The sequence below is a fragment of the Chitinophaga sp. genome (genome assembly GCF_035564935.1).
In the GTDB taxonomy this organism is placed as follows: Bacteria; Bacteroidota; Bacteroidia; order Chitinophagales; family Chitinophagaceae; genus Chitinophaga.
The window spans coordinates 1-17,642 of the sequence record NZ_DATMTE010000905.1; the positions used below are offsets into that span (position 1 = coordinate 1).

A 17,642-nucleotide genomic window follows, 5' to 3' on the forward strand; every position below is an offset into this window, starting at 1 on the left:
GGATTATAAGGTAAGGGCTACATTTGATCCATACAAAATAACCTGTTGACATGAACATGCTTTTTTATTACGACGAATTATATAAAGCTGCTGTAGAAAGAATTAATAAGCTGGTAGATGTTTCTGTTGCCCAGAAAAATGCATTGATCCAGCGCTTGAAAAGCCAGGCGCCTTTTTTAGCTACCACTACAGAAGATATAGACCTTGTTGCCCAAAGGATGATGAACTCCCTGGGAATGGTGCTGTGCCCGGATGCAGCTGCAGACTTTGCAGGAGGCAGTAAACTCCTTGAATTGGAGATGTTGAACAACGGCGAATAACCCGCCGCTTCTTTTCTTTTTAGGGTAGAAATTTTCCCCAGCGGGAAATTATCAGGCCCCGGAAACATATCAATGCACCGGGGGAAAAGGCTCTGCCATTCCACGCTCAAAAGCAACGAACGGCTTCCCTGCCGCCACACGTGCCGGCCAGTCGGGGTTGGCCAATGCCGCCTTTCCAAGCGAAATAAGATCCGCATGTCCTTCCGATAATGCCCTTCCTGCCACAGCCAGTTCTTCCATACCGCCATTGGCAATTACCGGTACCTGTATTATACGTTTAGCCATTCCCGTGAGTGTTTCCCCATTTGCATAGGCGCCAAGTTTTTCCCAGGTGCTGCCCTCGCCTGAAATGTGTACGTAATCCGGCACTGCCTTTTTTACTTCTTCCAGCAACGCTGTTGCCGTAACGGCGCCATCCGGCCAGCGATAAGTGAAGTTATTCACCTTCCCTTCAGACAACCGCAGCCCTATAATAAACCCCGGAGGAACAACCTGCCTGATAGCGTTGATAATTTCAGCGATTATACGGAAACGGTTGGCTACGGACCCGCCATATTCATCTTCCCGCAGGTTGGTGTAGGAGGTCAAAAACTGGTCAGGCAGGTAGCCGTTGGCAGCATGCACCTCTATCCCGTGAAAACCGGCAGCTACTGCGTTGGCAGCCGCTGCGGCGTATCCTGCCACAGCAGTGGCAATATCAGCATGCGTCATGGCGGCGGGCACCGGGAAGGGACCATCGCCACCGCCGTAAGAGCGCAGTTTACGGCCCAGCGGCGTTACCACGGAGGGCGCCAGCGTATACTGCAAATGCTGCGATAAAGCGCCGGCATGCATCAGTTGGGCGATGAATAAACTGCCATGTCCTTTTATTTTCCCTGCCAGCTCCCGCCAGCCGGCTACCTGCTCCGGCGTTGTTAACCCCGGCTGATGCGGGTATGCCTGGCTGGCCACCCTATCGGTATATAAACCTTCCGTAATAATGATCCCAAAACCACCGGCAGCAAAACGTTCATAGTAATCGTGCATGGCTGCTGTGGGAACGCCCTGTAATGTAGCGCTGGCACGACTCATAGGCGCCAGTACAATCCTGTTCTTAACGGTTCGCTGCGCCAGCGTAAGCGGCGCCAATACCGGGTGTGTGCTCATATGTAAAACTTTAGGGCAAAGTTGTGCACTTCCATATCCCTGAAAAATGATAAATGATAAGAAATCGGGGCTATAACGATTCCTTTGCGATCTTATGGCGTAAACGGCTCAGTGATTCAGGCGTAATCCCCAGGTAGGCAGCCACCTGGTGTTGCGGCAGGCGCGTTTCCAGGAAAGGATACTGGTTTACAAAGCCGCGGTAGCGCTCTATAGCCGGTTTTTGCAGCAACAGGATACGGCGTTGCAGGGAAATATAGCCCCGCTGGGAAATAATGCGGTAATAACGCTCCACTGCCGGTATATCGTTAAAGAGTTGTTCGAGCTGCTGCCGGGTGATACGCAGCACCTCTCCTCCTTCCAGCACATCAATATTGAACAGGGACGGGGCGCCGGTGAGCAGGCTGTCGAGATCAGTGATCCACCAGCCTTCCACGCTGAACTGCAATACATTTTCCCTGCCGGTGGCGTCCTTTTCATACTGGCGGCAACACCCTTTCAATACAAAAAATTCGTGCCGGCAAATATCGCCTTCACGCAGCAGGAACTGCCGGCGACGGGTGCGCTGGGATTCAAAATACCCCGGAATACGTTTCATATCCGCATCGCTCAGCGACACATGTTGAAGAATACTGTTGATCAGCAGGTCCATTTTTCAAAGATAGCCCTGTGCAGGAATGCTTCAAAGAATAATCCTGCCGCACTTACCACCTGCAAACAGTGGCTTTTATTACAACAGGTACAGCAGCATGGCTGTAATAGCCCCAAACAAAGTATTCCCAAAGTTCACCGCATCATTGCCAATGATGTGTTTCCGCTCCAGCGTAGCCCCCAGCAAGGAATCTACCAGGTTGCCCGCAAAACCGGCAATGGCCACAAACCATACGCTTTCGTCCATACCAAAGCAGATACCGTAAAGCAACGCCAGGATTCCTGCCCCGGCAGCGCCCAGCAGGGTGCCTTCCAGGCTTACCACCCCGTCCAGCCCTTTTGCTTCTTTTTTAAAGGTGAGGATATTGTAGAAATTACGGCCGTATACCATGCCCAGCTCAGACGATAACGTATCGGCAGTTGCTGCGGCCAGGCTGGCCGCCAGCATCATCTGGTACATATCGTCGATGTCGGGGTTTAACAATGCCAGCAAAGCCATGATAGCAGCTGCTCCGCCATTGGCAAATACCTGGCCTGCTGTTCGTTGCTCTGGGTGGGTTTGCCCCGGCAATATTTTCAGGTGCTTCTTATGCGAGGTGGCGGCTACGCCCATTATAAAAAAGGCGCCAAGTAATAATAACCCGCCATAGCCGGCGCCGGCTGTTACCAGCAGGCCCACAACAGCCGCCATTACGCCGCCGCCGGGAGTAAGCTTGCGCTTTTTCACACACAGTACAGCAACAGCAATAACAGCGGCCAGTGTAATAAATGCTTCGAAGAAAAAAGATAAATGCATAACGAGCCGCAAAACTATGCAAATATCCGGTAGTTCCGGATCTATTCTTCCAGCAACCCGATCATCGTATTTAATTCTGTTATCAGGGCATCATCATTACCGGCAAATCCGCCGGAACGGAAACGGATTTCCCCTTTTTTGTCCAGCACCACTTTATAAGGTACACTGGGCACCCTGAAATGGGTAAATGCTTTAAAATTGCTTTCTCCTTTCAACGGTTCATCCATTAAATAGCGGAAAGGAAACTGCTTTTCACGACTGAACTGTTTTACTTTCTGCAACGCATCCCCGGTTTCAAAAGTGGCAATGAAAAGGAACACCACCTCCGGGTGCTGCTGCATCACCTGCTGCATAGCGGGGAACGACTGTATGCAGGGTTTACACCAGGTGGCCCAGAAATCAAGTATTACGATCTTCCCTTTGAAATCCGACAGTTGTACGGCCTTGCCTGCAGTATCCAACAAACTGATACCCGCCACCGGTTCTTTTAGCATACTTTCCTTCAGCGATTGCTTTTCTTTATTATCTGCCGGTGGCATCAAACCCGCCAGGTATTGCTGGTAAGGCAATGCGTTACCGGTTTTTTCGTACAGCGCTTTCAGTTGTGCTTTCATTTCCACGGAAGCCTGGCCACGCTGAACAGCGTTCTCCAGCAGGGCCTGTGCTGCGGCAGGCTCACCGGCTGCCATCAGCAGTTTCACATATAGGATGGCGGCGTCCTTGCTTTTCGTATGTGCGTAGGCGGTAGCCGCCAGTGGAAGTCCTTTATCATACTGCTGTTGCTCCAGCCTGGCGGAGGCCAGCGCCAGGTAAGCATCCCAGCCATAAGTGGAAGTGGTGTCAGTGATCTGTACACCACGCTCCGCCCATTTCACAGCTGCCGGCAGCTGCTGCTGTGAAAGATAATACCGCGCCGTCTGCGCAAAGAAAGCAATTTTGTCATTCCGCTGTTGCAGTTGCGCTACATACTTTTCAGCGGCTGCTTCGTTCCCGTTTTCAATGGCTGCCTTGCCCATTTCCTGGTACAGCCGGGTATACTGGTAATCAGGATTACCTTTGACCGCCGGCTCGGGGAACTGTTTGATAAACTGGTTGAACAGCGCTGCTTTTCTCCCAAAATCCTTTTCCCGGTTCACCGCCTGCATATGCTCCTCCCGCACAAACATACCTGCGGGAAACCGGCGGCGTAACAATACCGCCAGTGAATCGGCGGCATGCTTCTCCCCGAGAAAAAGAAAGTAACGCTGGTTCAGCGTCAGCTCGGCTTCATTATCTGTTCTCCAGGCCAGCAGCTTACGCAGCAGCAGGGCCTTATCGTCCGGCTCGGGGGAATTGGCCAGCATATTGAAATAAACGCTTCTTAACTGCGTTTCCGCAACCGGGTTACCGGCTATCTCCTTTTTAAGGTACAGCAGTTCCCTGGCAGGATCCTTTTTCAGGGGCGATGCGCCGGAAACCAGCACCGACATACGGTAGTACGCAAAAGGTAAAGGTTTACCTGCCGCATACACCGGGAACATATGGCCGTTCCCGTTATTATCATCGGTTGCTTTGCCGGCTGTGGGTGTAACCAGCAGCAACACAGCTTTTTCCGGCGCAGTTATAGCGGCGCTCCATTGCTGCCCTTCCTGTTGCAGTGTTACTGTTTCTTCACTGAGCTGCCGGTCTTTATCAAACCATGTTGCCACTGCTGTAAGCTGCTGCTCCCCCGCCAATGCGGTTCCGGCAGGGTCATATGTCATTTTCACGGAATGGCCTGCTGCCGGAGGCGCCTGCAATTGTACCCTTGATTGCGCCGATGTATGCAGTAAAACAATGCTGCAGCATATGGCCAGGAATAATTTCTTCATACAACGTTTACCTGAAAAGTGATTTTATTTTTTCCTCCAGTTCATTACCTATCAGGTTGGAGGAAATAATTTTTCCCTGCTGATCGATGATCACATTGGCCGGAATACCCAGCACCGGGTAACTTTTAATGACCGGGCTTTTATCCGCCAGCAGGTCCGATACATTGGGCCAGTTCATGTTTTCCTTCGCGGAAGCCTTTTGCCAGGCAATGCGGCTGTTGTCCATGGAGAAGGAAACGATTTCAAGTCCTTTGGTATGATAGTCTGCATAAAGCTGCTTCAGCATCGGTATTTCCGCCCGGCAGGGCACGCACCAGGAGGCCCAGAACTGCAGCAGGGTATATTTACTGGCTTTCACCCTGTCGCCCAAACGAAGCATTTCACCGTTAACTGCCGGCACAGTGAAATCAATGAACGGTTCGTTGATCATCTTTCCCTGGCGGCGGGCAATAGTAGCCGCCTGCTCTTTGTCCATCCTGCGCGCGGTGCGGACAATAAAACTGCTGTCGCCCAAATGCTTTGCAGCAGCATTTACAATGGTCATCGACTTTGTACGATCGGGTTCCAGCTCCAGCAAAACAGCGGCGATCACTGCTGCGGTCTGGTCTTTTCCATTGTTGAGCACCTGCTGCAGGTAACGGCTCCTGATATCAAAGCGTTCCATGAACACCTGTATGGATGCCCATTCCGCTTCACCTACTTTTGGCGCGTTGGGTTGCCGCGATTCCCATAAGGCTTTATCGGCACGGATATAGGCCGTATCCCGTTGGTAGCCCAGGATCCAGTTATTATAGCGGGCGCCGGTCACCTGTGAAAGACCGGTAGAAGTAACACGGAAAGTTACCTTTCCATTTTCCAGGATCACGGGATAGTGAAATGTTTCACGATTGCGGCGATAAGCCACCGAAACATTCATTACTTCCTTTACGGGGCATTGCAGGTGAAAATGCCCGTTGCGCACTGTATCTGCAGCCAGGGTTTCATTGTCGCCATAAGGATCGCGTACCAGCTTTATTTCTAATCCTTCTGCCTCTTTCAGTTCACCGTTCAGGTTGAACACCGGCGGTTTGCCACCGTACTTAAAAGCAAAGAGGAAGGCGGCCAGCGCCATGACAAAGATCATGGGCTGGTACTTTTTGTTGCGTATGTGGATCATGTTATCTTGGGTTTTGTATGATTTCCGGGTTTAATGCAATATATTTTCTGCCAATGGGCAATGTGCTCCTGTTACTATTGGGCGCTACAGTGAATGTGCCATCGCTGAGTGTATGCGTTACTGTTATACCGGCATTATCCACCGTATTATACCTGCGTATATCGAACCAGCGGCTGCCACGGAAAGCCATTTCCCTTCTGCGTTCCGCCTTTACAACAGTGAGCGCTTCCGCCGGGCTGCCGGCGCTGACTGTATAATTGCTGCCTGTTTTATAGCGCATGCTCCGCAACAGGTTGATATCGGCCATGGCGTTGCCTGCATTGCCCAGCCTGGCACTGCTTTCCGCACGGATCAGGTATGTTTCGGGAACAGACGGACCTTTGGCAGGTTGCCGCCCCGCCCATTCGTTACTGAAGCGGCCAAAGTTGAGCCCGAAAGCGGCATCATTAAAGAAATATGTGCCGTAACGCAAATCATTGGCGGCATCATACATCTCCAGCAAAGTGGCAGAAGCATAACAAACAGGGCTGAGCATAGGGCCTGTTTTTTCCATCAGTGTTTCCTTGTTCTGGAAATTATTGGGGTACTGCAATACATCCGGGTAAGCGGCATTTGGCGGCAGGGTGTTATAGTCCACCAATGTATGATAATACTTCAGCGACGAATCCGCATTGGCATATGCAGCGACTGCATCATTTTTAAACAGCGCTGCCTTGGCCAGCAATGAAAATGCAGTGGGCTTTACCGGCCTGTTGGTGGCGGCAGCGTCGGGCGTAGCGGGCAAATCGGGTATTGCGCTGTTCAGATCTTCCGAAATAAAACTATATACTTCGGCTACACTGGCCCGTGGCAACAACTCTTCAAAATCAAGTCCTTTTCGTATAGGCACACCCGGATCAGCCGCGGCGGTACTCACGGTATATTGTTTGGCATACAGGTTCACCAGGATAAAATAAGCATAGGCGCGATGCACTTTTGCTTCCGCCATCAGCTGCCGTTTCTGCGCGTCTGTACCGCCTTTGGAATCCATCACCTGTGCAATAACCAGGTTGGTGGTGTAAACCTGGTTGTACATTGCCTCCCAGTCTTTATCCGATTCATAATCCAGGTAAATGTGCTCCGCAAAGCGGAAAGCGCTTAATGCATTGGCGTTATAATAAGTTAAGGAAAAGGGATTGATGGACATGTCATCATCCAGCATAACATCCATGCCATAGGAAGTAAAAAACCCGTTCGACTTTTCAGTGGCAGACGTTGCGTCCAGCAACAACCGGTAGTCTGATGTTTTCTCCGGGATAAAGGCCCCTTTGGGTTTTATATCGAGATATTTTTTGCAGGAAACTGCAGTGGTCATGAACCATCCACACACCAGGAAATAGCATATCTTTCTCATCAGTCTGGTTTTTAGAAATTAGCCTTGATACTGAATGTAAATTCAGCGGGAGGCGCCAATAGAAAATTACCTGTACTCAAATCGGTGGCATATTCCGGATCAATTTTCTGTTTATTGAACAGGTATACGCCGAGGTTCCGTGCCTGTAAACCAAGGTTGATCCGGTTTGCATGCAGCCCGGAAGCCAGTTGTTTCGGCAGCGTATAGTTAAGCAGCAATTCATTAAAACGTATAGCCGATGCCGTAGCTACGTTAATATCCGCATTCCTCGTATAGCTGTCGTAAATATTTAAGCCCGTCTGACTGGCCGGCATGGCCGGTACATTGGTATGCTGCTCATCACCTGGTTTCTGCCAGCGCTGGTCCCAGTCCTTATGTACCTGGGCCACATTCTCAAACAGCGGCGTGTACTGCAGCTGCGGAACACGGAAATGGCTGCCCATTTTATAAATAAATCCTGCGGTAAGCATCAAGCCTTTGTAGCCAACATCGAAGAACAATCCACCGTAATGCGGCGGTATGGTAGTGCCCTGGTACACCAGTGCCGCCGTGTTGTTCATTTCTTTCGTATAGCCTGTTACGTTATTCTTCTCATCATATACCTGCGGGGCGCCGGTGTTACTTAATCCTGCCCAGCGGTAGCTATACAGGTAGTTCAGCGGCAGGCCGGCCTGTGCCACTCCGGCGGTATAGGCGCCCACTGTTTGGTTGGGAAAATCCACCTTTGTTACTTTATTGGCATTATAGCTATAGTTCAGCGTGGTGGTAAATGTTACGGCACGGTTCACGATCAGCGCGGAGATGGTGGCATCCAGCCCTTTATTACGCATGCTGGCATAGTTTACATACGCGCTGTTAAAACCATAGGTGCCATTGATGATGGCATCGCCCAGCAGATCAGTACTGTAGCGGCGGTAGTATTCAATGCTCCCTTTAAGGCGATTGTTCTTTAATGCATAATCGATTCCAATATTGGTAACGGTAGTTTTCTCCCATCGCAGTAAAGGGTTGGCGGGATTGGAGATGTAACCGTAATTAAGATTGGTTTGCGGATCTTTCGCCACCTTGGCAATGAGAAAGGGACTGGTGCTGCGATCCACGTTGCCGTTAATGCCATAGGTAGCCCGGAGGATCAGTGTACTGAACGGGCTGTTGTCCATAAAGTTCTCCTTATGCATCTGCCAGCTTACCCCAGACGACCATAACCATACATTGCGGTACTTGTTGCTGGAGCCGAACAGGTTGGTTTTATCGAGCCGTGCAGACGCGTTTACGGAATATTTATCATTGAAAGTATACCCGGCGTTGGAGTATATGGAAACGAAGCGGTTCCTTGTATCTGTAAAAGCAGTTGCATCGCGGATATATACTTTACTACCCAGGATATTCGTATAGCCGTTAATGTAATCCAGGTTGGCAAACTGCAGCGTTTCGGGATCATAGCCATACTTTACCTGGCTGGAAGAGTTGCCGCTCACTTCGCGTATTTCCAGGCCGCCAATGGCAGTGAGCTGATGGAGCGGGCTTCCCAGGTCACCGTCAAATTTCAGCTGGCTGCGCAGCGTATGTGTTTGCAGCTTTGATTCCGCCAGGCTGTAAATACTTCCTTTGGGCAGGCCGCTTACAGGCATACCATTTTTAATTATCGTGGAAAAGTTCACCTGGTTGCGTACATCATACAGCTCTTCATTCTGCAGCACGGTATTGGTGCTGCCATAATTTTCATACTGGTAAGAGGTATTAAACGCAAGGCTTTTTGAAATGAGATAAGTAATCCCGGCTATAGCGGTAATGTTGCGGCTACGTGTTATATCATCGTGATTACGAAATTCCTGTACCAGGTTATAATCCCAGTTATAGGGATAGCCCGCTGCTACAAGAGCGTCTTTATCGGCCTGGTAAAATGTGCGCGGCTGCGGCAGGTAATTGCCGTTGGCATCCAGCAATTGCTGGTAGGGCAATAATTTCGACATATCGTCCAGCGCCAGGCCGTTGTTAGCGCTGTTGATCATCACGAAGTTGATGCCCATATCCAGGTGCAGTTGCTTCGTGATGGCGGCGGTTTGAAAGAGGTCGGCCGAGAAGCGTTCATCACCGGTCCTTTTCATATAGGAAGGCGTGTTATCGTAGTTAAATGAAGCACGGGTGCTGCTCTTCTCCCCTTTTGCGGCGATGGAAATGCCGTATTGCTGCCGCAGGACATTACGTATAAACAGGCGGTTAAAATCATCGTAGGCATTATACCGGCCCAGTGAATCAGCGATGTGGTCTGCATTCGCCGGGTTATTAAGATAGGCGTCTGCAACAGGGGTAAGCGCATTGCGCGGCTTGCCGAAAAAAGTAGTGAGTTTATTATCTACCTTATATTTTTCAAAACCTATAAAGGAAGATGAAGAAGCAAGGGGTAGCTTCGACAGGTCGGGCTTTGCCGAAATGGACACAGAAGAATTAAAGCTCACATCGAGCGATTTGCGGGAGGTAGCGCCTCTTTTTGTTTGTATCACAATTACGCCGTTGGCAGCCCTTACCCCCCAGATAGAAGCGGCAGATGCATCTTTCAATACGGTGATACTTTCCACATCGTTGGGGTTGATGGTATTCAGATCCCGCTCTACGGGGAAGCCGTCTATCACGATGAGCGGCGAGGCATCCGCATGCAGAGTACTTGTGCCGCGGATGGTCATGCTGCCGTTTGTATTGGTAAGCAGCCCCGGTACCTGGCCCTGCAAATAGGTTTGGATATTAAAGTTGCTTCTTTTATCAAGGCTTGCCTGGTTGATGACGCTGAAAGATCCCGCAGCGCGTTCACGGGGAAGGCGCTGGTAACCCGTATTCACCACGGTTATTTCCGTTAGCTTTGCTACCGACAATTTTAACTGCAGGCTGCCCAGCTGTAACGCTTCGCTATTGCCCACTTCCACGGGAAGCGTAAAGCGCTCATATCCTACGGAAGTAATTTCCAGTACATAAGATCCGGGGGGAATATCCTTAAAACTGAAACTTCCGGTTTCGTCTGTAATATCGCCCTTGCCCAGTGGCAGCAGTTTCACGGTGGCCTGTGGCAACGGCCGGCCGGCATTATCCAGTACTTTACCGGTTACCGGTTGTAAGGCAAAAGCGGTGGGCAAATGAAGCGGACCGGCTGTTGCCTTACGTCGCAGGTAGATATTCTTATTCACCATTTCCCAGGTAAAGGGCTGATCTTTAAAACAGCTGTCCAGCGCCACTTTCAGCGGTACATTATGCAACGATACGGTAATGGTGGCATCCCGTTGCAGCAGGGCATCATCATAAAAGAAAACATACCCGGTTTGTTTTTTTACTTCCCTGAATAATTGCTGAAATGGCGCTTTACGGAGGGAAAGGCTCACCTGTTGTCCATAGCTGCCGGCAGCAACCTGCAAGGCTATCAGCATCAAAAAAGCGATCTTATTCATAAGCCATAAAATTTTGAGAAGGCGTGAACGGCAAAGCGGGATAAAGCCGGAAACGACCCCGATACCGGAGTTGACCGGTATAAGCAATAATTTCATAATTTTGGATTGGGTAGAGAAATAAAAATTCACACACGTTTTTTTGTTGGCAAACCCACTCATACACCGGGAGTGTTCGGGCACTTCCGGTTTTTTAATGGGCAGCCGCTACCAATACCCTGCAGGGTCGTGGCATGTTGGCTGATGTTTCATAATGGTTGATTTAAAATATACTTATGGAACAATAATAATATTCCGGCCTTCTCTTCTGTAATTAACGCCGCTGACAGACAATCCTTTTAACACCTCCGACAAATTGGAAGCGCGTGAAATTTCCCCGCTGAATTTCCTTTCTGGTATCTTCCCTTCATAGCTTACGTTTACATCGTACCAGCGTGCAATTTGCTGCATCACTGTTTTTATATCGGCCTGGTTGAACTGGAAATAGCCGTTCATCCAGGCAACGGCGGCCTCTGTATCGGCGTCTTTCAGCAGGGATACCGGGTGTTGTCCCGCCCCGCTGCCCAGTACCGCCTGTTGCCCCGGTTGCAGTAATACCGCTCCTTCATTGCTTACCCTCACTTTTCCCTGCAGTAACGTGGTTCTGATAAGCGGTTCATCGGCATATGCGCTGATATTAAAGTGGGTACCCAATACATCTATGCGGGTATTGCTGTTAGCTACGGACACCTGGAAAGGTCGCCGTTCATTGGCAGCTATTTCAAAGTATACTTCTCCCGTAATACTTACCTTTCTTTCATTACCGGTAAAGGTGGCGGGAAATTTTATGGACGACAGTGCATTCAGCCATACTTCAGAGCCATCGGGCAATACCAGCCGGTACTGGCCTCCCCTTGGCGTGGCGAGGGTATTATAAGTAACGGCTTCATTACCACCTGTAACGCCGGCCCGGTATACAAGCTGCCCCCCGGCCCGTTTGCTGATACGGCTATTGCCCTGTTGGGCAATATTTTCTTCTGCGGCCTGGTCCAGCGGTATAGTTTTACCATCCGCCAGTGTGAGTATCGCTTTATTGCCTCCGGGCATAATTTCCGCCACCGGTGCAGGCTCCGGCTTAGGCTGTTTCCTTAAAAAGAACAAGGCGGATGCACCAGCCAGGAAAAACAGCAGGGCCGCATAGCGCACCCAGTTGCGTTGCCACAGAACACGGGGCTGTGTAAAGCCCAGCTGCCGGTCGATCCGCTGCTTCATGGCCTGCTGCGCTTCCAGCCTGCGGGCGCCTTCCATACTCCAGCCGGATTCTTCCAGCAAACCGGCATACCATTGTTCTACCTGCACCTGTTCTTCCGGGGTGCAGCGGCCTTCCAGGTACCTGTTCAACAGGTTTACCGCCTCATTTTTATCCATGGCAATACATTTCCTTTTAAGTTAGTGACGTGAGGGAAGGAATAGTGGTAGATGGAAGGAAAAAATTTTCAGCTTTGGATATGCGGTATTACAGACAGCAGGAAAATAAGTCCCGCAGGAGCATACCCCACCTGTGTGCGCAGCCGGTTAAGCGCATTACTGATCTGCTTCCTTACTGTTTCCTCGCTAACGCCTAACTGCGCTGCTATTTCACGGTACGACAACTGTTGTTTCCGGCTTAAGTTAAAGATTTCCTTCATTTTCTCCGGCAGGCTTTCAATGGCCTGTTCTATTCTCTCTTCCAGTTCACGCATATGCAGGAGGGTTTCAGGGGATGGCGCCCCGCCGTTGTCTATCTGATCAGACAACCGTTGCAGGTAATTGGAACGGGTAACGTTCCTTTCAATGTTCCTGATGGCCATGTAGCGGCCGCTGTTAAACAGGTAGGTACTAAGGGCCGCCCGGATTTCCAGGCGGGCCCTGTTTTTCCAGATAGAAACAAATATTTCCTGGACAATATCTTCTGCTTCCGAATAGATCCTTACCGCTTTCATTACATGCTGCATCAGCGGATACCAGTACTTATTATAAATAATGGTAAAGGCTTCCTGATCATCCTTCTTCATCAACTCCAACAGCGATGCATCATCAAGGGCAGCGTAATTTATCATTCACAATAGATTGGTTAAGGGGATAAAAGTAGAAAGAAAGCCCCAATTATTTCGCATACCAGTTGCGCAGCCTTACTTCAATTCCTTTGTTACCCGCATCCACCAGGCTTTTGAACTTATTCACATCACTGAGCCCGTCTTTACCGCGGTAGTGATACGGATACACTATTTTTGGTGCAAAGGCCAGTACGGCATCTGCTGCTTCGGTTACATCCATTGTATAGGGCAGGTTCATACAAACGAAGGCCACATCAATATTTTTCAGCGCCCTCATTTCAGGGATGCCCTGGGTATCGCCGGAGATGTAGATGGTTTTACCTCCTACCTTTAATACATACCCGTTACCCCTGCCTTTGGTATGCATGGCAGTGGCGCTTTCCGGGAGATTGTACATCGGGATGGCGTTAATGGAAATTCCATCTACCTTTTTTGATTCACCGTTTTTCAGGGAGATCACCTGGGCGGCAGGTATACCTTCCAGTTTAGCAGTTACCACTGCCGGCGCAATAATGAGTGTGCGGGCCGTTTTCAGGGCATTGATAGTGGCGGGATCGAAATGATCGCCATGAATATCCGTTACCAGGATGATATCCGGCGCCGCCAGACCCTTATGCGGTTCCGCACCACCTGCAGGATCCACGTAAATGGTTTTACCCGCCACGGACAACAGGAGGTCCGCATGGTTAACGGGCTGGATAGTAAGCTGGCCTTTGGAGGTGGAAATCACATCCGGTGCAACTCTTTGCGCCATGGCATTGCCGGTGGCAAGCAATAATAAAAGTGCGAAGAAACAGTTTCTCATAAATGCTGATGATTATAGCCCTAAAGTTAAACAATTCCGGCGCTGCTCCTCTTTAAAAAAATACTACATTCGTGCTCTCTGCAAAGTATTTAAACTGATGGGATTCCGGCTTATTTTCCTTTTACTGGTTATTTTTTCTTTTCGTGTACAGGCGCAGTCCGGCAGCAGCCTGCCCGTAATTCCGGCAGACAGTAATCATACAAATATCAAAGCGGGCGATACCCTGGTACGGTACCGTATAAACGGTGTTTACCTGGGCAGCATCTGGCAGGATTTAAAATACACTGTAGCCCGCCCTGCGCACTGGCAGAAAAAAGACTACATCCGGCTGGGGGTAGTTGCGGGCGTAACCGGTGTGTTACTGGCAGGGGATTATGGCACCAAGCAATTCTTTGTGCGTCACCAGTCCAATTTTGTTACCAGCGTAACCGACCAGATAGAACCCTTTGGCAACGCCTATTCACCCTATATTGTAGCAGGCATGTATGTGGCGGGCGTTATTATAAAAGACCGCAATCTGGAGCATGGCGGGCTCATGGCCGCCAAATCGCTGATCATCTCCACGGCCATTTATGCTACCCTGAAAAGTATTGTAAGAAGAGGACGTCCTACCTATTATGATTCTCCTTTTAGTTTTAACGCGCCTTTCAGTAAAGATAAACACCACACCTCCTTCCCTTCGGGACATAGCCTCACCGTGATGACTGTAGCCACCGCCTTCGCAGAGTTATATGGAAAAGATCATCCCTGGGTACCATGGGTATCTTACGGCATTGCCGGCCTCACCGGCGCTACCCGCCTGTATGAGAACCGGCACTGGAGCAGCGATGTATGGGTTGGTTTGGCGCTGGGCCATTTTGTAACAAAAAGCGTTTTCAGGCACCACCGGGAACTGGAGCATAAGAAAGCCCTGCAGCTGAGAATGGCGCCGTAATGTGGAAATTGGAAATAAATAGCTAATTTAGCTTCGCCTATAACGCTATGTCAAATATGTTTATCCCTGGTTTCCGGCCTCTGGCACGGATCTGTATTGTTTGCCTTTTTTGCTTTTTCTATTGCTCCGCTATGCTGCACGCGCAGGTAAAGGCATTCAGCCCCATACCGCCAAACGGGCAACTGCTCGCTACCCTGGAGCAACAATTTGAAACAGCGTACCAATCTACCCTGGCCACCCTTCCTCCAAAATATAAAAAGGAATTTCGGGTTATTTATGATCAGCGCCGGGAAAACATCAAATCAAAATTTGATAAAAAAGAGATCTATACAGCCACCGACGCCAGGGAATATCTTGATCAGTTGCTGCAGGAAATTGTAAAAACAAATCCCCTGTTGCGGAACAGGAAGATACAATGCTTTTTCTCCCGCTCGGGGGTACCCAATGCAAGCTACATCGGTGAAGGTATTATCCTGTTTAACATGGGATTGTTCACACAACTGGAAAACGAAAGCCAGGCCGCTTTTGTATTGTGTCATGAACTGGCGCATTATTATCTTCAACATAGCGAAAACAGTATTGCCCGTTATGTAAATACCATGAACGGGAAAGACATGCAACAGGAGCTGCGGAAAATCAAGGCCTCCGAATATGGCAAACGGGAACAACTGGATAAGCTGGTACAGGGCATTACCTTTAATAGCCGTCGCCACAGCAGGGATCATGAATCCCAGGCCGACTCAATGGGACTGGTTTTCCTGCAAAACACCCGCTTCAACCCCAATGGCGCTTTAACCGTACTTGCCCTGCTGGATACGGTAGATACAGACACTATGAACACCAGTGCCAGGTTGCAGCAATTGTTCAATGCCAGCGCATATCCCTTCAGGAAAAAATGGATCGCCAAACGGGAAGGATTGCTGGGCAGCAGCCTGCAACCGGAAAAAGACCAGCAATCTATCGACTCCCTGAAAACACATCCCGATTGCCGCCAGCGCATAAAACTGCTTGAAAGAACAGTAAATGCCGGTACTCAAACCGCGTGGAACCTCATCAATAAAGCCGCCTTTGATTCCCTGCAACAGGCATTTAAATATGAAGTGGTGAATTACGCTTTTGAAAATGACCGGTACACCCTTAGCCTCTATTACGCGATTTCCCTGCTACAGGAACACCCGGATGATCCCTTCCTTGTAACACATATCGGGAAAGTGCTGAACAGTTGCTATGAAGCACAAAAAGCGCATGTACTGGGAAAACATATCGACCTGCCCTCACCGGACTTCAGCGATAATTACAACGTACTGCTGCAAATGATCCAAAACCTGGGTCTTGATGAATTTCCGGCCATCAGCTTTTATTATCTTAAAACATATCAACCTATACTGAACACCTATACCGCTTTTACCCGGGAGCTTGACAGATCCCGGCAATTCATTCAATAATAACGCCTAAACCTTGAAATGATGCTCAAGAAAATGTCAGCAGTTATACTGCTCCTGCTTACCGGATGGACTGTATCCAGGTCGCAGAACAAATTATCTATCGAAAATGTATATTCCTCTTACCTGCGCAACAGCGGCACTATTAAGGAAAACCAGCAGATCAAAGGCTATTTCTTTTTCTACCAGAGCGATAAAGTAGACAGGAAGACCAATGAATATACACTGCAGATCCTGGACGAAAATCTCAACAAAGTAAGGGACCTTAAATTTGAAGACAACAAAAAAATAAATCTTCTCGAAGCCGCGTATAACGGCAACAGCCTGTCTTTTCTTTTCCAGGATGAAAAAGAAAGAACGCTGACCATGAAGATCTATTCGCTCGAAGGTAAACTTAAATACACCTATGCCAGTGAATACTCCAAAAAAACAGAAGCCTTCCTGGAACAGATGAGCCAGGGCCGCTCAAGTGAAGAAGGCGGCAACCAGAATGTGTTCGATGTAGGTGCAAAAGGCTACGCCACCATTATGCCGGTAAGGGATGGAAAAGATTTTACGTATGAAGTTGACTTCTACGGATCAGCCAAAAAATCTTCCTGGAAATATATCCCGGATAACGACCAGCGTTTCTCGGTAGCTGAATACCTTGGCAATACCGACAGTCTGATCATCCTGCAGGTACTCAGCAGGAAACGCCTGATGAGCAACAATATGAACGCTCACCTGGTTGGGATCAACTTTGTAACAAAGAAACTCGTATTTGATATTGATGGAGATAAAGATGAATACCGGCTGCTGCCTACCAGTGTAAAACGCAAAGACGACGGCACTTTTCTTGTAATGGGCACTTATTGCGACAAGGACGATAACGTAGTAAAATCTGCCAGCAAAGGTCTCGCTATTTATGAAATAAATACAGCGGGAAAGATCATCTCAAAAAAATACAATAGCTGGGAAAAAGATTTTGCCAAATATCTCCACACTACCGGCAAAGGAAAGATCGATGAAGTAGGATACCTCTGCATCCACAACCTTATATTAACTGCCGATGGTAAACTCACCGTGGTAGGCGAAGGCTACAAAAGACAAATAAGCGCCGGCGGTACTGCTTTAAAAGCGCTGTCGATGGTGGCAGCCGGAACCGATGCAGGAATCGGAGCCACCAAAATCACCATTACCGATATGGTGGTAATGACATTTGATGAGCAATTCAATGTTACAGGCGCCCAGATTTACAATAAAACCAATAACCCCGCCACCATTGGTTCTGTTGCCGATTACGTTAGTCAGCACGCAGTAGCCCTTATGCTTAAAAGCATTGGCGCATTCGACTATGATTTCACTACCAGCGACAACGAGAAGGAAAGCTTCTCCATTTGTTATAGCGACTATGAACGGGGCGGCGATTACAAAGGCTTAACATTTAATACCATCCACTACAGTGCCGGGAAATTCACAAAGGATAAAATAAAACTGAAATCCAAAACCAGCAAGCTAAAGGTATTCCCAGCCAAACCAGGCTCCGTTATGATCTTCGAATACTTTAAGAAAGATAAGCGCATTGATATACACCTGGAAAAGATCAGCTAACCCGGGTTTTGTCTGACTCAGGATTAAACTGATTACACTGATTTCGCTGATTT

Annotated in this window: 14 protein-coding genes; 4 read left to right on the forward strand and 10 right to left on the reverse strand. The window is 49.1% G+C overall.

The annotated features are described in order from the left end of the window. The first annotated feature begins 50 nt into the window (after positions 1 to 50). Positions 51 to 320: a hypothetical protein gene (locus tag VN105_RS23565; RefSeq protein ID WP_325644842.1), complete on the forward strand. Its 270-nt coding sequence runs from the start codon at positions 51 to 53 to the stop codon at positions 318 to 320. Between the two features lie 69 nt (positions 321 to 389). On the opposite strand, the gene VN105_RS23570 is transcribed toward VN105_RS23565, so the two are convergent. The 10 genes from VN105_RS23570 to VN105_RS23615 form a co-directional block, all read right to left on the reverse strand. After that, positions 390 to 1,466, reverse strand: coding sequence for an NADH:flavin oxidoreductase (locus VN105_RS23570; RefSeq protein WP_325644844.1), 1,077 nt, complete (start codon positions 1,464 to 1,466; stop codon positions 390 to 392). Between the two features lie 70 nt (positions 1,467 to 1,536). Further along, complete coding sequence (locus VN105_RS23575; RefSeq protein WP_325644846.1) at positions 1,537 to 2,115, reverse strand: Crp/Fnr family transcriptional regulator; 579 nt, start codon at positions 2,113 to 2,115, stop codon at positions 1,537 to 1,539. A gap of 78 nt (positions 2,116 to 2,193) precedes the next feature. Next, positions 2,194 to 2,910: a DUF92 domain-containing protein gene (locus VN105_RS23580; protein ID WP_325644848.1), complete on the reverse strand. Its 717-nt coding sequence runs from the start codon at positions 2,908 to 2,910 to the stop codon at positions 2,194 to 2,196. A gap of 41 nt (positions 2,911 to 2,951) precedes the next feature. Continuing rightward, complete coding sequence (locus VN105_RS23585) at positions 2,952 to 4,760, reverse strand: TlpA disulfide reductase family protein (protein ID WP_325644850.1); 1,809 nt, start codon at positions 4,758 to 4,760, stop codon at positions 2,952 to 2,954. A gap of 7 nt (positions 4,761 to 4,767) precedes the next feature. Further along, positions 4,768 to 5,916, reverse strand: coding sequence for a TlpA disulfide reductase family protein (locus VN105_RS23590; protein ID WP_325644852.1), 1,149 nt, complete (start codon positions 5,914 to 5,916; stop codon positions 4,768 to 4,770). Position 5,917: 1 nt separating this feature from the next. Continuing rightward, entirely contained in the window at positions 5,918 to 7,309 is a 1,392-nt protein-coding gene (locus VN105_RS23595) for a RagB/SusD family nutrient uptake outer membrane protein (protein ID WP_325644854.1), read from the reverse strand. A gap of 11 nt (positions 7,310 to 7,320) precedes the next feature. Next, on the reverse strand, positions 7,321 to 10,746 hold the full coding sequence (locus VN105_RS23600) for a SusC/RagA family TonB-linked outer membrane protein (RefSeq protein WP_325644856.1): 3,426 nt from the start codon (positions 10,744 to 10,746) through the stop codon (positions 7,321 to 7,323). Positions 10,747 to 11,016: 270 nt separating this feature from the next. After that, a complete protein-coding gene (locus VN105_RS23605) occupies positions 11,017 to 12,150 on the reverse strand; it encodes a FecR domain-containing protein (RefSeq protein WP_325644858.1) in 1,134 nt (377 codons plus the stop codon). A 68-nt stretch (positions 12,151 to 12,218) separates the two neighbouring features. Next, complete coding sequence (locus VN105_RS23610) at positions 12,219 to 12,821, reverse strand: RNA polymerase sigma-70 factor (RefSeq protein ID WP_325644860.1); 603 nt, start codon at positions 12,819 to 12,821, stop codon at positions 12,219 to 12,221. 46 nt (positions 12,822 to 12,867) lie between these two features. After that, entirely contained in the window at positions 12,868 to 13,623 is a 756-nt protein-coding gene (locus tag VN105_RS23615) for an MBL fold metallo-hydrolase (protein WP_325644862.1), read from the reverse strand. Between the two features lie 97 nt (positions 13,624 to 13,720). Here VN105_RS23615 and VN105_RS23620 point away from each other — a divergent pair, with 97 nt between their 5' ends. The 3 genes from VN105_RS23620 to VN105_RS23630 all read left to right on the forward strand — a co-directional run bounded on the left by VN105_RS23620 (position 13,721) and on the right by VN105_RS23630 (position 17,589). Continuing rightward, positions 13,721 to 14,557, forward strand: a complete 837-nt coding sequence (locus tag VN105_RS23620) for a phosphatase PAP2 family protein (protein ID WP_325644864.1) — start codon at positions 13,721 to 13,723, stop codon at positions 14,555 to 14,557. A 131-nt stretch (positions 14,558 to 14,688) separates the two neighbouring features. Then, complete coding sequence (locus tag VN105_RS23625) at positions 14,689 to 16,002, forward strand: M48 family metallopeptidase (RefSeq protein ID WP_325644866.1); 1,314 nt, start codon at positions 14,689 to 14,691, stop codon at positions 16,000 to 16,002. A gap of 33 nt (positions 16,003 to 16,035) precedes the next feature. Next, the gene (locus VN105_RS23630; protein WP_325644868.1) at positions 16,036 to 17,589 is read left to right on the forward strand and encodes a DUF6770 family protein; all 1,554 of its coding nucleotides are present in this window, start codon (positions 16,036 to 16,038) and stop codon (positions 17,587 to 17,589) included. The last annotated feature ends 53 nt before the right edge of the window (positions 17,590 to 17,642 follow it).